The following is a 25,195-nucleotide window of genomic DNA, read 5'->3' as shown; positions in this document are numbered from 1 at the left end:
TACTGTTGCATAGTCTGAAAAATTCCTGTATACTATCTGAGGTGTGCTGTTAGTTTGTTGATATAACAGCATTCAAATCCACATTAAAGGTCTATTTACAGTCAGGGTGCTTTGCTTGCGAAGTCTGCTGTGGAGTTTACGGCTTTTAAGAGGAAAACAAAAACCAATTGGAGGAAACAAATCATGGCAGTAATCAGTATGAAACAATTGCTAGAAGCCGGCGTACACTTTGGACACCAAACACGTCGCTGGAACCCAAAAATGAAGAAATATATCTTCACTGAAAGAAACGGAATCTACATCATCGACTTGCAAAAAACAGTTAAATTAGTCGATGCAGCTTACGACTACATGAGAAACGTTGCAGAAGAAGGTGGCGTTGCATTGTTCGTAGGAACAAAAAAACAAGCACAAGAAGCGATTAAAGAAGAAGCTACCCGCGCTGGTCAATACTTTGTAAACCATCGTTGGTTAGGTGGAACTTTAACTAACTGGGAAACAATCCAAAAACGTGTTGCACGTTTGAAACAAATCAGCAAAATGGAAGAAGACGGCACATTTGATGTCCTTCCTAAAAAAGAAGTTGTTGGTTTGAACAAAGAACGTGAACGTCTTGAAAAATTCTTAGGCGGTATCGCTGATATGCCAAGAATTCCTGATGTAATGTACATCGTTGACCCACGTAAAGAACGCATTGCTGTTCAAGAAGCACACAAACTAAATATCCCAATCGTCGCTATGGTTGACACGAACTGTGATCCAGATGAAATCGACGTAGTTATCCCTTCAAATGATGATGCAATCCGTGCGGTAAAATTGATTACTGCTAAAATGGCTGATGCCTTCATCGAAGGAAATCAAGGGGAAGATCAAGTTGTAGAAGAAGATTTTGCAGCAGAAACTACTGAAAATGCAACTTCAATCGAAGAAATCGTTGATGTAGTAGAAGGCGACAATACTTCTGCTGATTCAGCTGAATAATTTTGAATGACGGAGCTGTTTCAAAGGCCAGGCGGTCAAGCCTCACTCTCCTTTGAAACAGCTTTTTTTAAGAAAATAATTATAAATCAACCAATTCAGGAGGGAATTTTTAAAATGGCAGACGTTACAGCTAAAATGGTAAAAGAACTGCGCGACATGACCGGCGTAGGAATGATGGATGCGAAACGCGCATTAGTAGAAGTAGAAGGCGATATGGAAAAAGCAGTGGATCTTTTACGTGAAAAAGGAATGGCTAAAGCTGCGAAGAAAAGCGATCGTATCGCTGCTGAAGGATTAGCAGCTGTTGCAGTAAAAGGCAACGTAGCTTCTATTGTTGAAATCAACTCAGAAACAGACTTTGTTTCTAAAAATGAAATGTTCCAAGACCTAGTTAAAGAAGTTGCGGAATTGATTGCTGAACATAAACCTGCTGACATGGAAGCTGCAATGAAGCTTGAAACAGCAAAAGGTACGATTGAAGCAACGATGATCGAAGCAACACAAGTAATTGGTGAAAAAATCAGCTTCCGTCGTTTTGAAGTTGTTGAAAAAGAGGATAACGCAGCATTTGGCGGTTACTTGCATATGGGCGGACGTATCGCTGTGTTGACTGTTTTAGAAGGAACAACAGACGATTCAGTAGCAAAAGATGTAGCAATGCACGTCGCAGCTATCAATCCTCGTTATGTAAACGAAAAAGAAATCCCTGCAGCAGAATTAGAACATGAAAAAGCTGTGTTGACAGAACAAGCATTAAACGAAGGTAAACCAGCTAAAATCGTTGAAAAAATGGTTGAAGGTCGTTTGAGCAAATTCAAAGCAGAAATCGCTTTGGTTGACCAACCATTTGTTAAAGATCCAGATATGACGGTTGAAAAATATGTGGCATCAAAAGGTGCAACGGTGAAATCATTCGTCCGCTTTGAAGTTGGCGAAGGAATCGAAAAACGCGAAGATAACTTTGTTGAAGAAGTTATGAGCCAAGTGAAAAAATAATTACTATTCAGTTGAATAGATGGGGACGCATGAATTGTGCGCTCCCTTTTTTTAAGCAAGTCTGTCAAGTTATTACTGGCATAACTTTAGCGATATGCTACAATAACAGTAGAGAAATACGGAGGAATCATAATGGCTAAAACAAAATATCAACGAGTTGTCCTAAAATTAAGTGGTGAAGCATTAGCGGGTGAAGACGGCTTTGGAATCAAACCACCAACCATCAAAGAAATCGTGAAACAAATCAAAGAAGTCCATGAGTTGGGCGTTGAGATGGCGATTGTAGTTGGCGGAGGCAATATCTGGCGAGGACAAATCGGCGCACAAATGGGAATGGAACGTGCCCAAGCAGATTATATGGGCATGTTGGCAACTGTCATGAACGCGTTGGCGTTGCAGGATACTCTTGAAAATGAAGGAGTACCGACACGAGTGCAAACATCTATCGAGATGCGTCAAATCGCTGAACCATACATTCGACGCCGTGCTGAACGACACTTGGAAAAAGGACGAATTGTTATTTTTGCAGGCGGAACCGGCAATCCTTATTTCTCAACCGATACGACCGCAGCGTTGCGTGCGGCTGAAATCAATGCTGACGTTATTTTGATGGCAAAAAACAATGTGGATGGCGTATACTCTGCAGATCCAAAATTAGATGCCAATGCAGTGAAATTTGATGAATTGACTCATTTAGATGTGATTGCAAAAGGATTACAAGTAATGGATTCCACCGCAAGCTCATTAAGTATGGACAACGATATTCCGTTGGTTGTTTTCAATCTGAATGAAGCAGGTAATATCCGCCGTGCGGTTATGGGAGAAAATATCGGAACAACAGTTAGGGGGAAATAGTAATGGCAGATGCAATAATGGCAGAAGCAAAAGAAAAAATGAAAAAAGCTGCAGAAAGTTTGCAGCGTGATCTTGGTCAAATTCGTGCAGGTCGTGCGAATGCCAGCTTGATGGATCGTGTTTCAGTGATCTACTATGGCGCACCAACACCAATCAATCAATTGGCTTCAATCACCATTCCAGAGGCGAGAGTTTTGATGGTAACACCATTTGACAAATCGATCATTCAAGATATTGAAAAAGCGATTTTAACAAGTGATATCGGAATCACACCAGCAAATGACGGCAATGTGATTCGTTTAGTTATTCCACAACTGACGGAAGAACGCCGAAAAGAATTAGCAAAAGAAGTAAAAAAAGAAGCTGAAAATGCAAAAATTGCGATTCGTAACATTCGTCGTGATGCAATGGACAGCTACAAAAAACAACAAAAAGACGGTGATATCACTGAGGACGATTTGCGTGGAATGGAAAAAGATGTGCAAACGTTGACGGATGATAGCATCAAAGCAATCGATAAAATTGCTGCCGATAAAGAAAAAGAACTATTGGAAGTATAATTCGTAAGTACAAAAGAAATCTGGCGTGTTCGCCAGATTTCTTTTTTTTCAGTAAAATCACTGCAACAAAGGTGATTTTTCATAGGAAACTTATGAAATTATTGTTATAATAGGGAAGATGAAATTGTAAATTCGTTAGGAGCCGAGCTTATGTTACGTTTTTTTCCACAAAAAAATAAATATATCCAGGAAACAGGCGACTTTGCGTTTGCACAAGATGGACCGATTCCTAAACATATAGCGATTATTATGGACGGAAATGGTCGCTGGGCACAAAATCGGCGCTTGCCACGGGTCGCGGGTCATAAAGAAGGAATGGAAACAGTCAAAACGGTTACCAAGCATGCGTCAAAACTTGGTGTCAAAGTGTTGACTCTTTATGCGTTTTCTACAGAGAACTGGAAACGACCGACAGATGAAGTCAATTTTTTGATGCAGCTGCCTGTCGATTTTTTTGATACCTTCGTTCCTGAATTGATCAAAGAAAATGTGCGGGTCCATGTGATGGGGTATACGGACTTGTTGCCGGCCCATACCCAAGGGGCGGTTGAAAGAGCCATGGAGCAAACCAAAGAAAATACGGGGATGATTCTAAATTTTGCGTTGAATTATGGCAGTCGTGCAGAAATCGTGACGGCTGTTCAAAATATTACGAAAAAAATAGAAAAAGAGACAATTTCTTCAGATGACATCACAGAAGAAATGATTGCAGATCATCTAATGACCGGTTTTTTACCTGTGGATTTGCGAGATCCGGAGCTGGTGATTCGAACAAGTGGAGAAGAACGAATCAGCAACTTTTTGTTATGGCAGATAGCATATAGTGAATTCTTTTTTACAAAAGCACTTTGGCCAGACTTTAACGGAGAGCTGTTAGAAATGGCAATTGCGTCCTTCCAAAATCGTGATCGACGATTTGGCGGACTGAAAAGCAAAGAGGAGGATAAATAGTGAAGCAACGTGTGATTACAGCGGTTGTTGCCTTGGCATTATTTTTGCCGATTATTTATGTGGGTGGCATCGCTATTGAAATTACGGCGGCCTTGTTGGCAATCGTTGGGGTTTATGAGCTTTTTAGAATGAAAGGATTGAATATTGTTAGTTTTGAAGGAATCATTTCAGCAATCGGTGCCGTTTTTCTGGTGTTGCCGATCAATCGCTGGTTGATTTTGCCGGAACAGACAAATCCTTATTTACTTTTTTATTTGACAGTGATGATTTTGCTGGGAGTCTCCGTTGTTTCTAAAAATACGTATACGATTGATGAAGCGGGTTTTCCAGTAATCGTTAGTTTGTATGTTGGTGTTGGGTTCCAAAACTTCGTCGCAGCGCGAAGTGAAAGTTTGACGGTATTGGTTTTTGGTTTGTTTGTTGTTTGGGCGACGGATATCGGTGCCTATATGGTTGGTCGCAGATACGGCAGAAAAAAATTATGGCCGGAAATTTCACCTAATAAAACGGTAGAAGGCGCTCTGGGCGGAATTTTAAGTGCAGTGATAGTGGCTGCAATTTATTTACTGCTATTTCCAGGGAAACAATTTTTTGGACACAGTACACCGATTATGTTGATTTTGACCATTGTTTTTTCCGTTGTTGGTCAATTTGGTGATTTAGTAGAGTCAGCGATCAAACGGCATTACGGAGTCAAAGATTCAGGAAATATTCTACCGGGACACGGCGGAATTTTAGATCGCTTTGACAGTTTATTATTCGTTTTCCCTATCATGCATTTATTAGGAGTTTTTTAAAAGAAACCGTACTGTAGTTGCTTTGAGCGGCTACAGTTTTTTTCTAATCAATCCAAAAAGGGATGATTGGTTATTCATTTCCGGTATGATAGAATAGAAAAGAGTTTTAATTTGATTTTAATACACTTTGAAAGTGAGGAAACAAGATGAAAACAGCTTTGACATTTATCATTGTCTTTGGTGTTATCGTAATCATACATGAATTTGGTCACTTCTTTTTTGCAAAACGTGCGGGAATCTTAGTGCGGGAATTTGCTATCGGAATGGGACCAAAAATTTATGGTCATCAAGGAAAAGACGGTACAACGTATACATTACGATTATTGCCAATTGGTGGATATGTCCGCATGGCAGGGATGGGGGAAGATGAAACGGAGCTTTCACCGGGCATGCCCATTGCGCTTTTACAAAATGAGCAAGGAGATATCACCAAAATCAATACCAGTAAAAAAATCCAGTTACCAAATGGATTTCCAATGGAGTTGGCAGAAGCTGATTTGGAAGATAAGCTGACGATTTCCGGGTACATCAATGGCGATGAGAGCCAGTTAGTGACCTATTCTGTTTTGCATGATGCGACGATTATTGAGCAGGATGGCACCGAGGTTCGTATTGCACCACGGGATGTCCAATTCCAATCAGCAAAACTATGGCAACGGATGTTGACAAATTTTGCCGGACCTATGAATAATTTTATTTTAGCGATTTTACTTTTTATTTTTATTACCTTCATGCAAGGTGGCGTTACTATCACCAATACAAATGCAATTGGTGAAGTTCTTCCCGATGGGGTGGCGGCACAAGCCGGACTGGAGGAGAAGGATAAAATTGTCAGTATCGACGGAGAAAAGATCAATAATTGGAATGAATTAACAACGATTATTACTGAAAATCCTGATAAGGAACTGACCTTTGAAGTACAAAGAGGATCGGAAAAATTTGAAAAGACAATCACACCTGAAGCTGAGAAAAGCGGCAATCAAACAGTGGGAAAACTAGGTATTCATGTACCGATGGATACTGGATTTTCTGCTAAAATCACTGGCGGATTTCGACAAGCAATCGACAGTTCACTAGCAATTTTTACCGCATTAGGGAGTTTGATTGTGCAACCGGATATTAATAAATTAGGCGGACCAGTAGCAATGTTTCAAATGTCCTCTCAGGCAGCTGAGCAGGGTCCAATGACGGTGTTATTACTGATGGCAGTTTTATCGATGAATCTGGGAATCTTTAATTTATTGCCGATTCCTGCATTGGATGGTGGGAAATTAGTTTTAAATATTTTTGAAGGCGTTAGAGGCAAACCTTTGAGTCAAGAAAAGGAAGGCATACTGACACTTGTCGGCTTTGGGTTGCTGATGGTGTTGATGGTCTTTGTTACGTGGAATGATATCCAACGTTTCTTTTTCTAAAATAGTTGGTAGCTAAGTTCAAAGGTAAAGGAGAAAAAAATGAAGCAATCAAAGATGTTGATTCCAACTTTGCGGGAAGTACCAAACGAAGCAGAAGCATTGAGCCATAAAATACTGATTCGAGCGGGGTATATCCGACAGTTTTCATCCGGCAGTTATTGTTATCTGCCCCTTGCATACCGAGTGTTAGAAAAAATCAAACAAATCATACGCGAAGAGTTGACAGCAATCGATGCGCAGGAAATGCAAATGCCGCTGTTGCTGTCAACTGAATTGTGGGAAGAATCTGGTCGTTTGGAGACGTATGGTTCTAGTCTTTATCGGCTGAATGATCACAGTGAACGCACCTATCTTTTAGCGCCAACTCATGAGGAAGCGTTTACGGCATTGATTCGGGATGAAGTCAGTTCGTATAAACGCTTGCCAATCAATCTTTTTCAGATTCAAACAAAATTTCGTGATGAAAAAAGACCCCGTTTTGGACTGTTACGTAGCAAAGAATTTATAATGAAAGACGGCTATTCTTTTCATGGAACAAAAGAAAGTTTGGAGAAAACCTATCAACAATACGATCAGGCGTATCGTCGAATCTTTTCTCGCTGCGGTTTAGCAGTCCGTGGCATCATCGGAAACGGCGGGGCAATGGGTGGCAAAGATTCAAAAGAATATATGCTAGTTTCTGAAATTGGAGAGGATACGGTTTGCTTTTCAACGGAAAGTGAATATGCGGCCAACCTCGAAATGGCAACAAGTCAATATGTTGCTAAACGATCCCATGAAACTTTGAAGGAACGTCAAAAACTAGCAACACCCGGTGTCAAAACCATTGCAGAAGTTGCAGACTTTTTGAACGTTGAACCACAAAAAATCATTAAATCCGTGCTTTTTTTAGCTGATGACGCGCCAATCATGGTTTTGGTCCGGGGAGATCATGAAGTAAATGAAGTGAAAATTAAAAACTATCTTCAAGTGGAACGATTGATTCCAGCGACTAATGAAGAAGCTGTTGCTCTGCTTGCGGCAGATTTTGGATCGATTGGACCCGTTGAGCTGCCTCAAGGAATTGAAATTTATAGTGATTTTTATGTAAAGGACCTGACGAATGCGGTCACAGGGGCAAATAGCACGGACTATCATTTTGTTAACGTGAATCCTGGCCGTGATTTTCAACCGGCAGCTTACGGTGATTTTCGTTTTGTTAGAGAAGGAGAACCATCACCAGACGGTCACGGCGTGTTGACCTTTGCTAAAGGGATTGAATTGGGTCACATTTTTAAACTAGGTACACGATACAGTCAGGCAATGGGGGCGATGGTCCTTGATGAAAACGGACAGAAAATTCCCGTTGAAATGGGCAGTTATGGGATCGGTGTCAGCCGCTTGTTGGCAGCAATTGTTGAACAACATGCAGATGAAGAAGGAATCAACTGGCCCAAGGGAATCGCGCCTTTTGATTTGCATGTCATCCAAGTAAATATGGAGGATAACTTCCAAACAGAACTTATCGAGGAATTAGCAACGACTTTGACTGCGGCAGATTACGAAGTGTTGGTGGATGATCGCGAGGAACGAGCTGGTGTCAAATTTGCAGATGCGGATTTAATCGGCTGTCCTTTGCGAATCACCGTTGGGAAAAAAGCCAGAGACGGGGTTGTAGAAGTTAAAATCAAGAATACCGGTGCAATGGTTGAGGTTCGTAAAGAAGAACTGGTAGACACAATCGCCATTTTACTTGATACATTGGATGAACCGTACTGAGTGACGAAAAAAATGAGGAGGTCGAAAGCGACTCCTTATTTTTTTTAATGAAAAATCAATCAAAGCACGTTATACTAGAAACTGTTGAATGAAAAAGGGAGGAAAATAAACTTGTCAAAAAATAGAGAAACCTTTGAAATACTTTTGGATCAAATTCAGCTTGAGCCACAAGAACGACAACATCCCTTAATTTCTACCGGTGAAATCAAAGAAGTCATTGTCCATCGGCAATCTAAGGTTTGGTCATTCGTCTTTTCTTTTGATCAAATATTGCCGGTTTTTTTGTATCAATCTTTTCGCCAGCATTTAGAAATGGCGTTTAAGGAAATTGCTCAGGTCGCAGTAACCATCGAAACGAAGGATTCAGGATTTGATGAAGTTCTACTTCAAGAATATTGGGGAGTAGCTATTGCAAACAATGCGTGTGATACGCAACTGGTTCAGCAAACCATCAAGTCTCAACTTCCACTTTTGAAAGAAAAGAAAATTCTTTTGCCTATTTCTAATGAAGCAGTTATTCCGTATATGGTTCAGCAATACTTGCCAATTGTCGAACAAAGTTATCGGCAAATGGGTTTTCCCGCATTTCGCATTGAACCGCAAGTAGATGAACAACAAGCAAAAGCGGCTTTGCAGGAATTGGAAACAAAAAAAGAAGAACAAGCACAGGCCTTTATGCAACAAGCAGCCGAAAATTTGGCAGCCCACGAACAACGGAAAAAAGAAAAGAAAGAGCGGGGACCTGTGCTTGAAGGACCGATTCAGCTGGGAAGAAATATTCCAACGGATGAACCAATTACACCGATGGGAAATATTTTGGAAGAAGAACGGCGAATCACGATTGAAGGGTATGTTTTTGACAAAGAAGTGCGGGAATTGCGTTCTAAACGAAAAATTCTCACGCTGAAAATTACAGATTATACCTCTTCTTTCATTGTTAAGAAATTTTCCAATAATGAAACCGATGAGCAAATTTTTGATGCGATCGCAAAGGGAAGCTGGCTAAAAGTTCGCGGAAGTATTCAAGAAGATACCTTCATGCGGGATTTAGTAATGAATGCGCAGGATTTGATAGAAGTGAAGCATCCTGAACGGAAAGATTATGCACCAGAAGGAGAAAAACGAGTCGAATTGCATCTGCATTCAAATATGAGTACGATGGATGCGACAAATAATGTGGCAGACCTTGTTGCTCAAGCCGGACGCTGGGGTCATAAAGCCATTGCCATCACTGATCACGGTGGGGCTCAATCGTTTCCTGATGCCCATCAAGCAGGTCAAAAAGCTGGCGTGAAGATTTTGTACGGGGTTGAAGCTAATGTCGTCGATGATGGGGTATTGATTGCTTACAATGATCAACATATTTCCTTGACCGATGCGACTTATGTGGTGTTTGACGTGGAAACGACTGGACTTTCTGCAGTATATGACACAATCATCGAACTCGCTGCTGTCAAAATGCATAAGGGGAATGTGATCGATACTTTTGACGAATTCATTGATCCTGGGCATCCATTATCAAATACCACGGTGAATTTAACAGGGATCACGGATGAAATGGTTCGCGGATCTAAGTCAGAAAGAGAAGTACTAGAAGCTTTTCGTGCATTTTCGGAAAATACGATATTAGTGGCTCACAATGCGTCCTTTGATATGGGCTTTCTTAATACAACCTATCGGCGATTGTCCTTGCCAGAAACGCAGGCTCCTGTCATCGATACCTTAGAATTGGCCCGCTATCTTTATCCGGAATTCAAACGATTTGGACTGGGTGTGCTGTCTAAAAAATTCGGTGTTGGTTTGGAACAACATCACCGGGCAATCTATGACTCGGAAGCTACTGGACATTTGGCGTGGATTTTTGTTAAAGAGGCCATGGAAAAGCACGACATGTTTTACCACGATGACTTGAATCGGCATGTCGGCGGAGAAAATTCTTTTAAAGCGGCCCGACCGTTCCATGCAACGATATTAGCGCAGACACAAGATGGACTAAAAAATCTGTTCAAGCTGATTTCTATGTCGAATATTACTTATTTCCACGGAAAAGTTCCACGGATTCCTCGGTCAGAGTTGGTTAAGCTGCGTTCAGGATTACTGGTTGGAACAGCCTGCGACAAAGGTGAAGTTTTCGTAGCGATGATGCAAAAAGGTGTTGAAGCAGCACGAGGATTGGCAAAATTTTATGATTATATTGAAGTTATGCCAAAAGAAGTCTATGCACCCCTGATTGAACAAGAACTGATCAAAAATGAGAAAGATTTGGAAGAAATCATCCGAAATTTAGTTGAGATCGGACATGAATTGAATAAACCGGTCGTAGCTACAGGAAATGTCCATTATCTAAATGAAGAGGATGCAATTTATCGAAAAATTTTGATTAATTCAATGGGAGGCGCCAATCCATTGAATCGTCACAGTTTGCCGGATGTTCATTTTCGAACGACAGATGAAATGCTGACTGCTTTTCAATTTTTAGGTGCGGAAACAGCAAAAGAAATCGTGGTCGAAAATCCCAATAAAATTGTTGATTTGTGTGAAACAATTATTCCTGTGAAGGATAAATTGTACACGCCGAAAATTCCTGGATCAGAACAAGAAATCACGGATCTAAGTTACAAACGAGCAAAAGAATTGTACGGTGATCCATTACCTGAGATTGTAGAAAAACGATTGGAAAAAGAATTGCATTCAATTATCGGAAATGGCTTTTCGGTTATCTACTTGATTGCCCAAAAACTGGTGCATAAAAGTAATGCGGATGGGTATTTGGTTGGTTCCCGAGGATCAGTGGGCTCAAGTTTCGTGGCAACTATGACAGGGATTACAGAGGTAAATCCTTTAGCACCACATTATCATTGTCCAAATTGTCAGTACTCTGAATTTTATGAAGATGGTTCTTACGGTTCGGGATTTGACATGCCGGAGAAAGCCTGTCCTAATTGCGGCACCCGCTTGAAAAAAGATGGACATGATATTCCTTTTGAAACCTTCCTTGGCTTCCATGGCGATAAGGTACCGGATATTGATTTGAATTTCTCAGGGGAATATCAACCAGAAGCCCATAATTACACGAAAGTACTTTTTGGTGAAGACTATGTTTATCGGGCAGGGACGATTGGTACCGTGGCAGATAAAACTGCTTATGGTTTTGTTAAGGGATATGAACGCGACCACAACCTGCATTTCCGCGGGGCAGAAGTAGATCGCTTGGCAAAAGGTGCCACAGGCGTAAAACGAACCACAGGTCAACATCCCGGCGGTATTATTGTTATTCCAGATTATATGGATGTATATGATTTTACACCGATTCAGTATCCAGCAGATGATCTGAATTCAGAATGGCGGACGACTCACTTTGATTTCCACTCGATCCATGACAATATTTTGAAGCTTGATATTTTAGGGCATGATGATCCGACCGTGATTCGGATGCTGCAGGATCTTTCAGGAATCGATCCCAAAACAATTCCCACAGATGATCCAGAGGTAATGCGGATCTTTGATGGTCCAGAGGTATTGAATGTGGAAGAAAATCAAATTTATTCCAAAACGGGTACTTTGGGAATTCCAGAATTTGGGACACGTTTTGTTCGAGGAATGTTGGAAGAAACCCACCCTTCGACCTTTGCTGAATTGCTGCAAATTTCGGGTCTGTCTCATGGGACGGATGTTTGGTTGGGGAATGCCGAAGAACTGATCCGTCGAGGAGAAGCTACATTGGCAAACGTAATCGGTTGTCGGGATGATATCATGGTTTATTTGATGCACGCCGGTTTGGACAGCGGGATGGCCTTTAAAATTATGGAAACAGTTCGTAAAGGACAATGGAATAAAATTCCAGAAGATTTGCGGGAAACGTACCTGAAAGCCATGAGAGAAAATAACGTCCCTGAATGGTACATTGACTCCTGTTCAAAAATAAAATATATGTTTCCAAAAGCCCATGCAGCAGCCTATGTGTTGATGGCGTTACGGGTAGCATACTTTAAAGTGTATTTTCCAATTCTTTATTACTGTGCTTATTTTTCCGTTCGGGCAGATGACTTTGATTTGATATCAATGGCAAAAGGGAAAGATGCCGTTAAAGCAAGCATGAAAGAAATCATGGATAAAGGTATGGATGCTTCTACGAAAGAAAAAAATATGTTGACGGTTTTAGAACTGGCGAATGAAATGATCGAACGAGGATTTGAGTTCGGCATGATTGACTTGTATAAATCGGATGCAGAAAACTTTGTCATTGAAGGAAATAAATTGATTGCACCATTTCGAGCAGTCCCAAGTTTGGGAACCAACGTGGCAAAACAAATCGTTGAAGCACGAAAAGACGGACCATTCTTATCTAAAGAAGATCTTGCCAATCGAGGAAAAGTTTCAAAAACCTTGATTGAATACATGACGGAAAATGGTGTATTGAAGGATCTGCCGGATGAAAATCAATTATCCTTGTTTGATATGTTATAAAAAAAGCCTGAGAAGCGAAAGCTTCTCGGCTTTTTTTTCAAGCATTAGTTGGAAGGTGTTATTAGAATGTGTGGTACACTGGCTTCGAGGTGAAGAAAATGCGTAATACTTGGTTGGCGGAGCAGTTGAACTTGTTGAAGAAGGAAAATCCCCTCGTGATTGAGGAAACGATCCGTTATATTGAGCAGCTAGAAGATGACAATGAAAGTCTGCAGGTCTCTCTTGAAGGAACGATCTGGAGTCCTCGCTTGTGGAACCAACCATCCACAGCACAGCAAAAAAATAAGCCGGAATAGCTCCGACTTATTTTTTTGTTAATTTGACAACGACTTCGCAACGCGCAGTTTGGGGGAACATGTCTACCGATTGTAAGTAATGAATGTCGTAGATTTTTGCTAGTTGAACAAGGTCACGTGCTAAAGTAGAAACATTACAGGAAATATAAACTAATTTTTCAGGTGGATAAGCAACCAGTGTTTTTAGTAATTGATTGTCCAGCCCGGTTCGTGGAGGATCAACAATGATTGCATCCGGCTCAAAGCCCTCGTGAAACCATTTTGGAATCAATTCTTCTGCTGCACCGGTTTCATAGTGGGTATTTGTCATGCCCATTGCTTGCGCATTGTGTTGGGCATCAGTGATTGCTTGCGGAATGATATCCATTCCTCGGACCTCTTTTGCTAAAGAAGCTAAACTTAATCCAATCGTCCCTACACCACAATAAGCATCTACCAGTGTTTCATTTTTTTGCAGTGCCAATGCTTTGCGAGCCTCATCATAGAGAGTAGCGGTTTGTTCAGGATTTAATTGAAAAAAAGCTCGGGCAGATAGATCAAATGTTAAGTCGTTCAGTCGTTCTTGAATGCTTTCTTTTCCCCATAAATGGATGGTTTCATCTCCCATGATGACAGAAGTTTTTTGATTTTGAACATTTTGCATAATGGAAACAACTTCTGGTAGTTGCGCGTTGATTTCCCGAATCAGGGCATTTTTTTTCGGTAATTTAGGTGTACTAGTGACAAAAACAATCTGGAGCTCACCAGTTTCGACACCTTCTCTAACCATTAAGGTTCGCAAAATTCCGGCATTTTTTCGTTCATCATAAATAGGCAGATGGTACTCATTAATCAGTTGCACTAGTAGGTTGATTACTTTTTGTGTTGCGGGATGCTGGACGATGCAGTCGTCAATTGCTACTAATCGATGAGAATTGGTTTCGTATAAGCCGGCTTCTGCAAGCTGGGTCTTTTCATTGAAACGCAACTGGAATTGTGCCTTGTTCCGATAGCGCCAAGGATCATCCATGCCGATGGTTTCCTTTAGTTGATACTTTTTATAGCCTTCTGGTTTGAATTTTTCTAAAGCCTGTTTTAATAAATCTTTTTTGAAATCCAATTGTTTTGGATAGGCAAGGTGCTGCAGCTGACATCCTCCGCAACGATCATAAAAAACACAGGGAGGTGTCATACGGTCTGGACTGCTTTTAATGATCTTAGTCAGTTCAGCTTCTGCAAATCGGGGATTAACCTGAGTAATGGTCGCCAGTATCTCCTCGGTCGGCAGAGCTTTTGGAACAAAAACAATCAGACGTTTATAATAGCCGATTCCTTCGCCATTAATTCCCAGACGTTTGATTTTTAATTTTATTGTTTGCCCATTTTTTACTATTGTTTCAGCCATAATTGCTCCTCATGTAAATAAATTTCTGTTTTTATTTTACCATAGAATTGTCGGAGAAAGTTCTTTTTTGTGGTAAACTAGAATATATGTTCGTAAGGAGGACACTATGATCACGATCGTACGAATCAGTAAAGGTAAAGGAAATTTTTATAAAGTAGAGTTTTCAAACGGAGAAGCATTGCGGGTTTCGGAAGATTTATTGGTTCGCTACCGTTTATTAAAGGGAATGGAGCTTTCAGAAGAAGAATTTCAAAAGGTCAAAAAGAGTACTGGATATGATTTGGGCCTACAATTGGCGATGAACTATATTAGTTATCAGTTACGTTCAGAAAAAGAAGTTCGAAGTTATCTTAAAGAAAAAGAAATTGAAGCGCATGACCGTGATACAATCCTTCAACGATTAAAAGAATTAAAGGTTGTTGATGATCGGGTCTATGGGGAGAGTTATGTTCGTACGCAGATGCGTACTTCGGATAAAGGCCCCACTGTTGTTAAGCAGCAATTACGATTAAAGGGGCTGTCTGAGGATTTGATTGAAGAAGTTCTTCATTTGTACACCTTTGATCAGCAACTAGAGGTAGCTAAGCATGTGGCTGAAAAAAGTTTACGGCGAATTCATGGAAAGAGTCACAAAGAAACGATCCAAAAAATTCGTACTGCATTAATGCAAAAAGGTTTTTCTGGCGACAGTATCTCTCTTACAATGGAGGATTTAGCGTTAGAAAAGGAATCGGATGAAGAATATGATGCCCTTGTAAAAGAAGGAGAACGGCTATGGCGACGGCACCAACGTAAAGCGCAACGTGAGCGGGAAAATAAGGTCAAACAAGGCCTGTTTCAAAAAGGGTTTCAGCTAGATGAAATCCAGCGATTTTTAGAAGAAAAAGGATTAGAAGATGACTAAGAAAACGGAACTATCCGCAGCTGAAATCAGTCAGCTGCGACAAGAATTTTTGACATGGTATCATGATAAAAAACGAAATCTTCCTTGGCGGGCGACAACGGATCCTTATGCTATCTGGATATCGGAGATTATGCTTCAGCAAACCCGTGTGGATACGGTAATCGATTATTATTATCGTTTCATGGAATTATTTCCTACTATTCAGGATTTAGCAGAGGCTGAGGAACAAAAACTTTTAAAAGTCTGGGAAGGACTGGGCTATTATTCACGGGCACGAAATTTAAAAATTGCTGCCCAACAGATTGTTGAATTATATGATGGAAAAATGCCGACGACCATTGATGAGATTCGTACATTGAAGGGAATTGGACCGTACACAGCCGGTGCGATTGCCAGCATTGCCTTTGGGTTACCGGAACCGGCAATCGACGGTAATGTGATGCGGGTGGTCAGTCGTTTATTTGAAATCGATGCGGATATCGCAAAGGCCAGCAGTCGTCATTTCTTTGAGGATGCTATGAGAAAAATCATTGATCCTGATGAACCGGGAGAATTCAATCAAGCCTTGATGGATTTAGGCTCGAGCATCTGTACACCAACGTCTCCTGATTGCGCTGCATGTCCGTTGAAGGATTTTTGTTTGGCTTACCAAGAGAATCGTCAAACTGATTTTCCAGTTAAAACCAAAAAGGCTAAGCCTAAGGATGTTTATTATATTGCGACGGCCCTAGAAAATCCTACTGGAAAATATTTATTGCAACAACGACCAGCAACCGGTCTATTGGCTTCCATGTGGACTTTTCCGATGATGGAAGTGACGGAAAAAGAATACCGGCAGCTTGAAGCTACCTGGTCAAAAAAATCAATGAATCAACTTTCTCTTTTTGTGGCAGAAGATCAATTGTTACCGGATATTTTTGAAGAAGAGGTGGTTTGGCAAAAGCGGCATTTAGGCGAAATTACACATATTTTTAGTCATTTAAAATGGCATGTCTTACTGTTTTATGGGCGAACAGGAAAAAAGGAAGTCAATGAAAATCAGCGTTTTGCTGCAATGAGCGACTTTGAGAAATACGTTTTTCCTAAGCCACAGCAAAAATTAGTAGAACAATTGAAGAAAAATCATTTATCAGATAAAGATTTCTAGGCAAACCATTGATTTATTGCTATAATGTTTACGATGTCGGTGTAATGAACACCCAAACAAATGCAGTGTGTCTGCTGAGGGAAGGGTAGCTATGCGAATTCCTAAAGAAGGAGAGTTTGTTTCCATACAAAGTTACAAACATGATGGCAATTTGCATCGAACGTGGCGCGATACAATGGTATTGAAAACTAGTGAATACTCAATGATTGGTGTGAATGATCACACGTTAGTGACTGAATCCGATGGTCGTCGTTGGGTAACACGCGAACCAGCAATTGTTTATTTTCATAAAAAATACTGGTTTAATGTAATAGCAATGATTAGAGAAAAGGGGGTTTCCTATTATTGCAATCTAGCTTCACCTTATTTGATGGATGAAGAAGCCTTGAAATATATCGATTATGATTTGGATATCAAGGTCTTTCCAGATGGTGAAAAACGTTTATTGGATGTGGATGAGTATGAGCTTCACAGTAAAATCATGCATTATCCGGATGATATTGACTATGTATTAAAAGAAAATGTCAAAATTCTAGTAGACTGGATCAATAATGGCAAAGGACCATTCTCAGAAGGCTATATTGATATTTGGTATAACCGCTACAAGCAATTGTCACGTAAATAAAAAACAGCAGATCTTTAGGGTCTGCTGTTTTTTATTGCTTTTTTCTCATAATTAGCTTTGAAAGTGAAATAGTTTGTTTAAGACAAAGTTAAGATAGGTAAGGTACAATAAATGTATTAAGGAAAAGCAGGTTGGTATATGGAAGAACATAAAAATAATAAGAAAAAATATTATTTATTCATTATTTTTTTACTTTTGGTGGCTGTAGTCTTTAGTTTGGGATGGCAAAAAATAGAAGTACCGACTACTGACTCCAGTGTTTATGAAACGAACGCCAGTGAATCTGTTACGGAGATTCCTGAAGAAAAGGTGACTGAAAAATTGGTTCAAGTATATGTTGCGCCAGAATTATACGACACGACGACGGTTACGGAAAATGATTTTGTTCCATTACAGGAGGAACCTAACAGTCAAAGCAACGTCTTGGAAAAAATCCATCGTGGTGAATGGACCAATTATTTAGGAACCGAGGGAGATTGGATCTACATTCAGACGAATAAGGGAAATAAAGGGTATATCCCGAAAGAGAACAGCAAAGAAAAAGAAGTGACTCGTACAGAAGGTAAAGAATTAACAGTAGTACTGGATGCTGGTCATGGTGGTTCCGATACGGGTGCGACTAGCTCAGATGGCGTATTGAATGAAAAAGATTTGACACTTAAAACTGTACAAACAGTGGGGAAAGTTTTAGAAGCTGCCGGAATTAACGTGGTTTATACACGTACAAAAGATACGTATCTTGAATTAACAGATATCACTCAAATCAGTTTGGAAAAAAATGCTGACTTATTTCTGAGTCTTCATTATGATAACTATGATTATGCAAATGTGATGTCTGGTTTTACGACCTACTATTATTATGAAAAAATGAAATCTTTTGCGGAAACAATCAATCAAGAATTGGCAAAACAGATTGATTTGACAAATAATGGGATTCGTCAAGGAAATTATCTGGTGATTCGTGAATCCTATGTTCCCAGTTTGTTGCTGGAACTCGGCTATATGAATTCTGATCAGGATCTGGCTCAAATCAATACCGAGGAATACCGGGAAAAAGTTGCAGCAGCGATTCTTTCTGGTGTTGAAAAATTTGGACAGAACTATTTTCCATTTGGAATGGGAGAATAAAAAAATGAGAAAAACCATTTGCGGTTTTTCTCATTTTTTTATAGGTTTTTTTTCATTGCGATATGCTCCATACCTGCATCAAGAAAAACTTCCCCATATTTGTGATACCCCATTTTTTCATAGAAGGGCTCTGCGGGCAGTTGTGCCCCCAATTGAATCATAGAAAATCCCTGTTGCTTAGCAAATTTTTCTGCTTCTGTGATCACCTGCTTGCCTAAATTTTTTTTACGGGCATCTTTGCGAACGGCCATGCGTTGCAGTTTCAAGGTTGTTTCATTTAGCGGCAATAAACGGACGGTTGCTAACGCCTGACCTTCCTCATAAAGCACGAAATGGATTGCATAGGCTTCATCTTTATCGATTTCTCTTTCTAATGGTACGCCTTGTTCTTTTACAAAGACTTGATGACGAATTTTAACAGCATCAAGATAAATTTGACTCATGGTATCTTTTGTTTGGACAACAGTCACTCCACTCACCTCGATAGTAGTATACCCAAAGTTTAACAATCTGCAAAATAACTTGTCTAAATCGAGAGAAAAAGAAGCTGTTTTTTGCAAGTTAGGTTATAATATGAAAATGAGGGAGGGATGGCCTTGTTTGATAAATTAAAAAATTCAAAATTAATGTTTTGGTCGCTTGAGTTGCTGATTTTAGCGACGTTGGTTTTTGTTTCAACAAAAATAAATTTTTTGTTTCAACCAATTGGTACATTTTTTAGAACCTTGTTTGTACCGATTCTGGTGGGGGGATTTCTCTACTATGTCTTAAATCCGATTGTCAACTTCTTGATAAAGTATACGAAAATAAAGCGGATTTTTGCCATTATCCTTGTTTTTATTTTGTTGGTTGGGGTTATCGTCTGGATGATTTTAAGTGTGATTCCAAATTTGGTAAGTCAAATTTCTTCCTTGGCATCAAATATCCCAAATTTTGTGGAAAACATGCAGACTTGGGGTATGAAGCTCGCAGATAATCCAATTTTCAGTCAGATAAATATCGTAGAACAAATCGAAAAAATGGATATTTCTTATTCATCTATCATTCAAAAATTCTTGAGTGGTCTTTCAACAAGTTTAGGTTCAATCGTAGGAACGATTGCTTCTGCGACGGTAACGATTGTGACGGTACCGTTTATTCTTTTCTATATGTTAAAAGACGGCGATCGTTTAGTACCGAATATTCAACGGTTCTTTCCTGAAACACGTCGGGCACAAATCGTTGACTTATTGGGTCAACTGCACCAAACGCTGTCTAATTATATCAGCGGTCAAGCAATTGAATGTGTTTTTGTCGGCACCTTCACGTTTATCGGATATTTGATTGTCGGTGTTGATTATGCCTTTCTGTTCGGTGTGATTGCGGGAATCACGAATCTGATTCCTTATCTTGGTCCTTACTTAGGATTATTGCCTGCGGTACTGGCGACCGTCTTTGATGATCCATTAAGAGCTGTTTTGTGTGCGGTGGTTGTAATCATTGTTCAACAAATCGACGGGAATGTGATATATCCAAATGTTATCGGCAAATCTTTGGCAATTCATCCGTTGACAATCATCTTAGTCTTGTTGGTAGCAGGGAATATTGCTGGATTGTTGGGAATATTCTTAGGAATTCCTTTTTATGCGATTTGCCGTACGATTATTATTTTTATCATTCGATTGGTAAAAGCAGACCGTATCAAAGAAAATCATGACAAAATCACTGATAGCAGTGATTTACAGCTATAGGGTTTTTATTGCAAAGAAAATCGCTTTGTGATACGATTTTAGCGTGGCACTTGCCACGCTTTTTTTCTAGAAAATTGTTTAAAAATAAGGAGAGATTGCTATTATGAATGCTGACCCGGAGAGTCAGTCGCTTTTAGCGCAAATTTTACTACTAATTGTTCTTACGTTGATCAATGCCTTTCTTGCAGCATCGGAGATATCACTGATTTCCGTTAACAAAAATCGGGTGGAGCAAAAAGCCGAAGAAGGAAATATCAAGTCACAAAAACTACTGAAGATATTAGAAGATCCAACCAATTTTCTTTCAACTATTCAGGTAGGAATTACATTGGTAACTATTTTGTCAGGGGCTTCATTAGCAGATACATTGGCGACACGCTTGGCGCCGGTATTAGGAGATATCCCTGGGGCAAAAAATATTGCTAGTATCATCGTTCTTGCGATATTGACCTATATTTCAATCGTTTTTGGCGAGCTATATCCGAAACGAATCGCATTGAATAAATCAGAAGAAGTTGCCTCGTTTACTTCAGGCGTCATTCGTTTTCTGGGAAAAGTCACAAAACCGTTTGTTTGGTTGCTTTCAGCTTCAACAAGTTTGTTAGCACGAATCACGCCAATGGAATTTGATGACGAAGATGGAAAAATGACCCGTGACGAGATGCGTTATATGTTGGAAACAGAAGGCGTACTGAAAGATGAAGAACGGGAAATGCTTCAAGGCGTTTTTTCATTAGACACAAAAGTTGCTAGAGAAGTGATGGTTCCGCGAACGGATGCATTTATGGTGGATATTGATGATTCTGTGAACGAAATCGTCTCAGAAATTTTAGCTGAGAGTTATTCACGAATTCCCGTTTATGAAGAAGATAAAGATAAAGTAATCGGGGTGCTGCACACGAAAAACTTGTTAAAGGCAGCCTATGAAGTTGGGTTTGAAGCATTGGATCTGCATAAGATTTTGCAAGAGCCGCTTTTCATGCCGGAAACTGTTTTTATCGATGATTTGCTTTATGAACTGAAACGTACCCAAAACCAAATGGCGATTTTGCTGGACGAATACGGTGGCGTTGTCGGTGTCGTGACTTTAGAGGACTTGTTGGAAGAAATTGTTGGCGAGATTGATGATGAATCCGATGAAGTTGAAAATCTTTATGAACGAATTGATGAAAATGAATATATGATCCAAGGTCGTATGCTGATTGATGAATTCAATGAACTTTTTGGAACAAATCTGCATATGAGCGATGTGGATACAATGGCAGGATATTTGATCACTGCGTTAGGAACGATTCCTGATGAAGGAGAAAAATTATCCTTCAACGTAGATAATGTCACTTTAATTTCTGAAGAAATGGAAGGTTCACGAGTTCTTAAAATTCGAGCAATCTTTCATCCAGAGGAAACCGACGTAGATCCAGAGGAAGAACGCCGGCATTTTCGTAAAGATTTTGAAGAAGATGAACCCCGCAGATGAAAGAAAGTTTACAGAAGACTAAATAGGTAAAATGGAGGAGCGAGCCACTTGGTCTTGCTCCTTTTATTCGGAAAAAATAGCAGGAGAAAGAAAACAGTTTTGGAAATCCCCTGCTATCCATGCTATACTATCCTAGTTGAAAAAATGCGACGCAGGAATGATAGATAAAGATCAGTGAAAAGGAATGAAAAAAATGGACAATCCTAAATTAAAAGAACAAGTCGATAGTCGCCGCACCTTTGCGATTATTTCCCACCCGGATGCGGGGAAAACGACAATTACGGAACAATTGCTTTTATTTGGCGGAGCGATTCGTCAAGCTGGAACGGTCAAAGGAAAAAAGACCGGGAATTTTGCAAAATCTGACTGGATGGAAATTGAAAAACAACGGGGGATTTCTGTAACCAGCTCGGTGATGCAATTTGATTACAATGGAAAACGCATCAATATTCTGGATACTCCAGGACATGAGGACTTTTCAGAAGATACCTATCGTACGCTGATGGCTGTGGATAGTGCTGTGATGGTGATTGACAGCGCCAAAGGGATCGAAGCCCAAACAAAAAAATTATTTCAAGTTGTAAAAAAACGCGGAATCCCGATTTTTACTTTTATCAATAAACTGGATCGTGACGGTCGTGAACCTTTAGATTTATTGGAAGAATTAGAAGAATTGCTGAATATCGAATCCTATCCGATGAATTGGCCAATCGGTATGGGAAAAGGATTAGCCGGTCTCTATGATATCCATAATCAGTGGGTAGAATTGTACCGACCAGAAACTCCTGAAAAGCGGTTTGTTCCTCTGGATGAAGCAGGAGCGATTCCTGAAGATCATCCCTTGCAACAAAGTGGCGTTTTCCAACAGGTATTGGAAGAAGTTGAGTTGTTGAAGGAAGCAGGAGATGAATTCGATCCAGAAAAAGTTGCAACAGGAAAACAAACACCGGTTTTCTTTGGCTCTGCATTGACTAATTTTGGTGTACAAACTTTCTTGGAAACCTTCTTGCAATTTGCGCCATCTCCATACGGGCATCAAACGATGGATGGCGAAGAAATCAGTCCTTATGAAGCTGATTTTTCAGGTTTTGTTTTTAAAATCCAAGCCAATATGAATCCAGCTCACCGAGATCGGATCGCTTTTGTTCGTATTTGTTCAGGAACATTTGAACGGGGAATGGATGTCTTTTTAGAACGAACAGATAAAAAAATGAAGTTAAGCAACGTGACGCAGTTTATGGCGGACACACGAGAAAATATCGAAGAAGCGGTTGCCGGTGATATCATTGGGGTTTACGATACAGGAAACTATCAAATCGGGGATACTCTCTACGAAGGCAAATTGAAGGTCGCATATGAAGAATTACCGTCGTTTACACCGGAATTATTTATGCGGGTCTCTGCAAAAAATGTGATGAAGCAAAAATCCTTCCACAAAGGAATCTACCAACTGGTGCAAGAAGGCGCCATTCAGCTGTATAAAACTTACTTGACGGAAGAATACATCATCGGGGCAGTCGGACAATTGCAGTTTGAAGTCTTCCAATATCGGATGAAAAATGAATACAACGCTGAAGTAATCATGACACCAATGGGGCATAAAATCGCTCGCTGGATCGATCCAGCCGATTTGGATGAACGCATGAGCTCTAGCCGAAATATTCTGGCGAAGGATCGCTTTGACCAACCACTGTTCTTGTTTGAAAATCAATTTGCGGAACGCTGGTTTGCGGATAAGTATCCAAAAGTTAAGTTAAAGAGTTTGATGTAAAAAACAATAGAGCAAAACGAGCATCGATTGATTTAAGTGCTGAAAGTCCCATCTTATTACTAGATAAGATGGGACTTTTTGGTGAAATACAATGACTGACAGTCTTTCTAAGAGAAGAGAGGTAGGAAAAAATTACACAGCTAAAGACTTCTTATATTTTTTGATTTTTTTACTTGCCCAATTGTAATGACTTGAAGTGGACGATACAAAATAACTACCTAAAGTGCTGCCGCCAACCCATTTGAAGACTCCTTTAGAAAATAATTCGTCCTCTGAGAAAGTTTCTATCTGGTTCATTACCTGTGAATGGCTGTCTGTCAGTAATTTTAGAGAATCTTCATAGGAGGTTTCCTGATGATTTTCCCAAAATACCTGATTCATTGCTCCATAGGTTTTCCAGTTATAGCCTTCTTTTAAAAACTGCGTTTCTACACCTTTCTGGTTCGCAGATACCCAGTCTATAAGTAATTTATGCCACTCATACAGATGAACGAGTACATCTCGAATATTTTTGTCTCTTTTCCAGTGGGCTCCTTTTTCTTTTTCAATATCAAAACGAAATACACCGTCTACATCTTTTTCTGGAATAGAATTGATTAGTGCGAGTAATTTCTCGTATTCTTCAGTTCCTGTTTGGATTAGCTCCGCTTTTGTTTTTGGTCTTGCCATAGGTATGTCCTCCCGTTTTTATATTTATTATAGCGCAGATGGATTATACTTCTAGCAAACATCCTCATTTTGAGTGAAGTATCTATCAGGAAGAAGGGTACACTTATTTCTTCCTACTCATCCATATTAGAACCATTCTCACCAACAAAGCCAGTCCGACGGAAAGTAAGAGAGACAAAAATAAATACGCTGTGCCGTAGTAAAAAGTATTACTGAAGATGTGTTTGCCTAATGGAGGAATAAGCAAGAAAAAGAGTATACCAAAAGCAACACTAATCAGCCAAAAACCCAATCCATTTGTTTGCCAACTTTTTGGATTAAAGGAAAGTAAAGAATTTCCTTTTTGAATTGGATTGCTGCCTTGTGTTCCGTTCGTGTTGATACGATTGTATTCGCTGGAACGAATGGTGGATTTTTCCGCAAACTTTTTTTGTCCCTCTAAACGATTCATGTTGTTCCTCTCCCAATCTAAAAAATTTAATAAATCAGTTAAAAAAACATGCTTAATGTAAAAAAACACTTCAATAAAAAAGTTCTCTATGCTAAACTTAGCATAGATTCTTCCCTAAACAGGAGCAAGGTTTCAGCGAAGAAAAGAGGGGAAACGTGCTTTTAGTCAGGCGTTTCTTCTTGTTTTCTTTAAAGGCAACTTTTTAGAGAATAGGGTATAAAAAAAGCTGATCTTTAAATCAGCTTTTAGACGAATGGACAAATTACAGACTGGCAGTTTTTTCGGTGAGCACTGGTTTTTTAATAGAAATTTCAACCAAGCCGGGCATCTCGATGACTTGAATCGAATCTTTATAATAAGAGCCGGTGGGCATTTTTTTCAAGAAATACTCCTTTACTTCATGGATTTCTGAAGAACGCAGATTACGCTTTTTGTTAATTAAAAGAATTTCATTATGTGATGGGGCAACGGTGTACACAACGGTAGTATTTCCATCGGTATAAACTTTAACTAACTCAGCATCTGTATTTTCAAGTTGGTTTTTGACCATGCGAGAATGGCTGTTGGTTACATTGATTAATTTCATTTTTTTCACCCCTCGTAGTGTACCTTTGATTAAGTCTATTATATATTTTTTTTTGAGAAATTGGAAAGGGATAACCCTTATTCTGAAAAAAAACATCAAAAAAACAGTAGAATAGTTTCCTATTTATACATCCTTCTATTTTAAGTAAAAAAAGGCAAGCACTTGATGAAATGGTTGGCTCCCCGTCAAGTGGACACGGAAATATAATAAAATTTTTAGAGAGCTGTTTGCTAATTTTGTGGCAAAC

Annotated in this window: 22 protein-coding genes; 17 read left to right on the top strand and 5 right to left on the bottom strand. The window is 39.7% G+C overall.

Translation table 11 applies throughout. The features are described 5' to 3' along the window. Nucleotides 1-183: 183 nt before the first annotated feature. From rpsB to FFM66_RS09365, 10 genes are all read left to right on the top strand, one after another. Nucleotides 184-981, top strand: a complete 798-nt coding sequence (gene rpsB, locus FFM66_RS09410; protein WP_048603086.1) for a 30S ribosomal protein S2 — start codon at nucleotides 184-186, stop codon at nucleotides 979-981. A gap of 114 nt (nucleotides 982-1,095) precedes the next feature. Then, nucleotides 1,096-1,977, top strand: coding sequence for a translation elongation factor Ts (gene tsf, locus FFM66_RS09405; protein ID WP_048603085.1), 882 nt, complete (start codon nucleotides 1,096-1,098; stop codon nucleotides 1,975-1,977). 132 nt (nucleotides 1,978-2,109) lie between these two features. Next, on the top strand, nucleotides 2,110-2,832 hold the full coding sequence (gene pyrH, locus FFM66_RS09400; RefSeq protein ID WP_048603084.1) for a UMP kinase: 723 nt from the start codon (nucleotides 2,110-2,112) through the stop codon (nucleotides 2,830-2,832). A 2-nt stretch (nucleotides 2,833-2,834) separates the two neighbouring features. Further along, nucleotides 2,835-3,392 carry a ribosome recycling factor gene (frr, locus tag FFM66_RS09395; protein ID WP_048603083.1) on the top strand — a complete coding sequence of 186 codons (558 nt, stop codon included), beginning with the start codon at nucleotides 2,835-2,837 and terminating at the stop codon, nucleotides 3,390-3,392. A gap of 150 nt (nucleotides 3,393-3,542) precedes the next feature. Further along, complete coding sequence (uppS, locus tag FFM66_RS09390; RefSeq protein WP_048603082.1) at nucleotides 3,543-4,343, top strand: undecaprenyl pyrophosphate synthase; 801 nt, start codon at nucleotides 3,543-3,545, stop codon at nucleotides 4,341-4,343. Then, a complete protein-coding gene (locus FFM66_RS09385; protein ID WP_048603081.1) occupies nucleotides 4,343-5,140 on the top strand; it encodes a phosphatidate cytidylyltransferase in 798 nt (265 codons plus the stop codon). Before uppS ends, FFM66_RS09385 begins: the two co-directional genes overlap by 1 nt. A gap of 146 nt (nucleotides 5,141-5,286) precedes the next feature. Further along, nucleotides 5,287-6,555, top strand: a complete 1,269-nt coding sequence (gene rseP, locus FFM66_RS09380; protein WP_048603080.1) for an RIP metalloprotease RseP — start codon at nucleotides 5,287-5,289, stop codon at nucleotides 6,553-6,555. A 39-nt stretch (nucleotides 6,556-6,594) separates the two neighbouring features. Further along, nucleotides 6,595-8,313: a proline--tRNA ligase gene (locus tag FFM66_RS09375; protein ID WP_137605741.1), complete on the top strand. Its 1,719-nt coding sequence runs from the start codon at nucleotides 6,595-6,597 to the stop codon at nucleotides 8,311-8,313. A 111-nt stretch (nucleotides 8,314-8,424) separates the two neighbouring features. Then, on the top strand, nucleotides 8,425-12,780 hold the full coding sequence (locus FFM66_RS09370) for a PolC-type DNA polymerase III (RefSeq protein WP_137605740.1): 4,356 nt from the start codon (nucleotides 8,425-8,427) through the stop codon (nucleotides 12,778-12,780). A 98-nt stretch (nucleotides 12,781-12,878) separates the two neighbouring features. Beyond that, nucleotides 12,879-13,076 (top strand): hypothetical protein, encoded by a 198-nt coding sequence (locus FFM66_RS09365; protein WP_048603076.1) that lies wholly within the window; start codon nucleotides 12,879-12,881, stop codon nucleotides 13,074-13,076. Nucleotides 13,077-13,083: 7 nt separating this feature from the next. Here the strand turns inward: FFM66_RS09365 and rlmD are convergent, their stop codons facing one another. After that, a complete protein-coding gene (gene rlmD, locus FFM66_RS09360; protein WP_048603075.1) occupies nucleotides 13,084-14,460 on the bottom strand; it encodes a 23S rRNA (uracil(1939)-C(5))-methyltransferase RlmD in 1,377 nt (458 codons plus the stop codon). A 106-nt stretch (nucleotides 14,461-14,566) separates the two neighbouring features. Between rlmD and recX the strand changes: the two genes are divergently transcribed. The 4 genes from recX to FFM66_RS09340 all read left to right on the top strand — a co-directional run bounded on the left by recX (nucleotide 14,567) and on the right by FFM66_RS09340 (nucleotide 18,264). Continuing rightward, nucleotides 14,567-15,364, top strand: a complete 798-nt coding sequence (gene recX, locus FFM66_RS09355) for a recombination regulator RecX (RefSeq protein ID WP_137605739.1) — start codon at nucleotides 14,567-14,569, stop codon at nucleotides 15,362-15,364. Beyond that, nucleotides 15,357-16,511: an A/G-specific adenine glycosylase gene (mutY, locus tag FFM66_RS09350; RefSeq protein WP_137605738.1), complete on the top strand. Its 1,155-nt coding sequence runs from the start codon at nucleotides 15,357-15,359 to the stop codon at nucleotides 16,509-16,511. The genes recX and mutY overlap by 8 nt, the downstream gene beginning before the upstream one ends. 91 nt (nucleotides 16,512-16,602) lie before the next feature. Next, nucleotides 16,603-17,136 (top strand): nucleoside tri-diphosphate phosphatase, encoded by a 534-nt coding sequence (ntdP, locus tag FFM66_RS09345; protein WP_048603072.1) that lies wholly within the window; start codon nucleotides 16,603-16,605, stop codon nucleotides 17,134-17,136. 138 nt (nucleotides 17,137-17,274) lie between these two features. After that, nucleotides 17,275-18,264, top strand: a complete 990-nt coding sequence (locus FFM66_RS09340; RefSeq protein ID WP_137605737.1) for an N-acetylmuramoyl-L-alanine amidase family protein — start codon at nucleotides 17,275-17,277, stop codon at nucleotides 18,262-18,264. Nucleotides 18,265-18,302: 38 nt separating this feature from the next. Here FFM66_RS09340 and FFM66_RS09335 read toward each other — a convergent pair whose 3' ends face one another. Beyond that, on the bottom strand, nucleotides 18,303-18,734 hold the full coding sequence (locus FFM66_RS09335) for a GNAT family N-acetyltransferase (protein ID WP_048603070.1): 432 nt from the start codon (nucleotides 18,732-18,734) through the stop codon (nucleotides 18,303-18,305). Between the two features lie 126 nt (nucleotides 18,735-18,860). Here FFM66_RS09335 and FFM66_RS09330 point away from each other — a divergent pair, with 126 nt between their 5' ends. From FFM66_RS09330 to FFM66_RS09320, 3 genes are all read left to right on the top strand, one after another. After that, nucleotides 18,861-19,994 carry an AI-2E family transporter gene (locus tag FFM66_RS09330; protein ID WP_048603159.1) on the top strand — a complete coding sequence of 378 codons (1,134 nt, stop codon included), beginning with the start codon at nucleotides 18,861-18,863 and terminating at the stop codon, nucleotides 19,992-19,994. Between the two features lie 103 nt (nucleotides 19,995-20,097). After that, the gene (locus tag FFM66_RS09325) at nucleotides 20,098-21,471 is read left to right on the top strand and encodes a hemolysin family protein (protein ID WP_048603069.1); all 1,374 of its coding nucleotides are present in this window, start codon (nucleotides 20,098-20,100) and stop codon (nucleotides 21,469-21,471) included. 193 nt (nucleotides 21,472-21,664) lie between these two features. Next, on the top strand, nucleotides 21,665-23,242 hold the full coding sequence (locus FFM66_RS09320) for a peptide chain release factor 3 (protein WP_137605736.1): 1,578 nt from the start codon (nucleotides 21,665-21,667) through the stop codon (nucleotides 23,240-23,242). Nucleotides 23,243-23,374: 132 nt separating this feature from the next. Here the strand turns inward: FFM66_RS09320 and FFM66_RS09315 are convergent, their stop codons facing one another. The 3 genes from FFM66_RS09315 to FFM66_RS09305 all read right to left on the bottom strand — a co-directional run bounded on the left by FFM66_RS09315 (nucleotide 23,375) and on the right by FFM66_RS09305 (nucleotide 24,948). Further along, a complete protein-coding gene (locus FFM66_RS09315) occupies nucleotides 23,375-23,911 on the bottom strand; it encodes a ClbS/DfsB family four-helix bundle protein (protein WP_137605735.1) in 537 nt (178 codons plus the stop codon). A gap of 103 nt (nucleotides 23,912-24,014) precedes the next feature. Further along, the gene (locus tag FFM66_RS09310; protein WP_048603063.1) at nucleotides 24,015-24,362 is read right to left on the bottom strand and encodes a hypothetical protein; all 348 of its coding nucleotides are present in this window, start codon (nucleotides 24,360-24,362) and stop codon (nucleotides 24,015-24,017) included. A 262-nt stretch (nucleotides 24,363-24,624) separates the two neighbouring features. Continuing rightward, a complete protein-coding gene (locus tag FFM66_RS09305; protein WP_048603062.1) occupies nucleotides 24,625-24,948 on the bottom strand; it encodes a DUF1827 family protein in 324 nt (107 codons plus the stop codon). Nucleotides 24,949-25,195 lie beyond the last annotated feature (247 nt).

Origin of the sequence: Enterococcus songbeiensis (assembly GCF_005405265.1) — a bacterium.
GTDB classification, from domain to species: Bacteria; Bacillota; Bacilli; order Lactobacillales; family Enterococcaceae; genus Enterococcus_C; species Enterococcus_C songbeiensis.
Note: the sequence above shows the minus strand (reverse complement) of the source record. Positions and strands in the feature narration are given on the sequence as shown.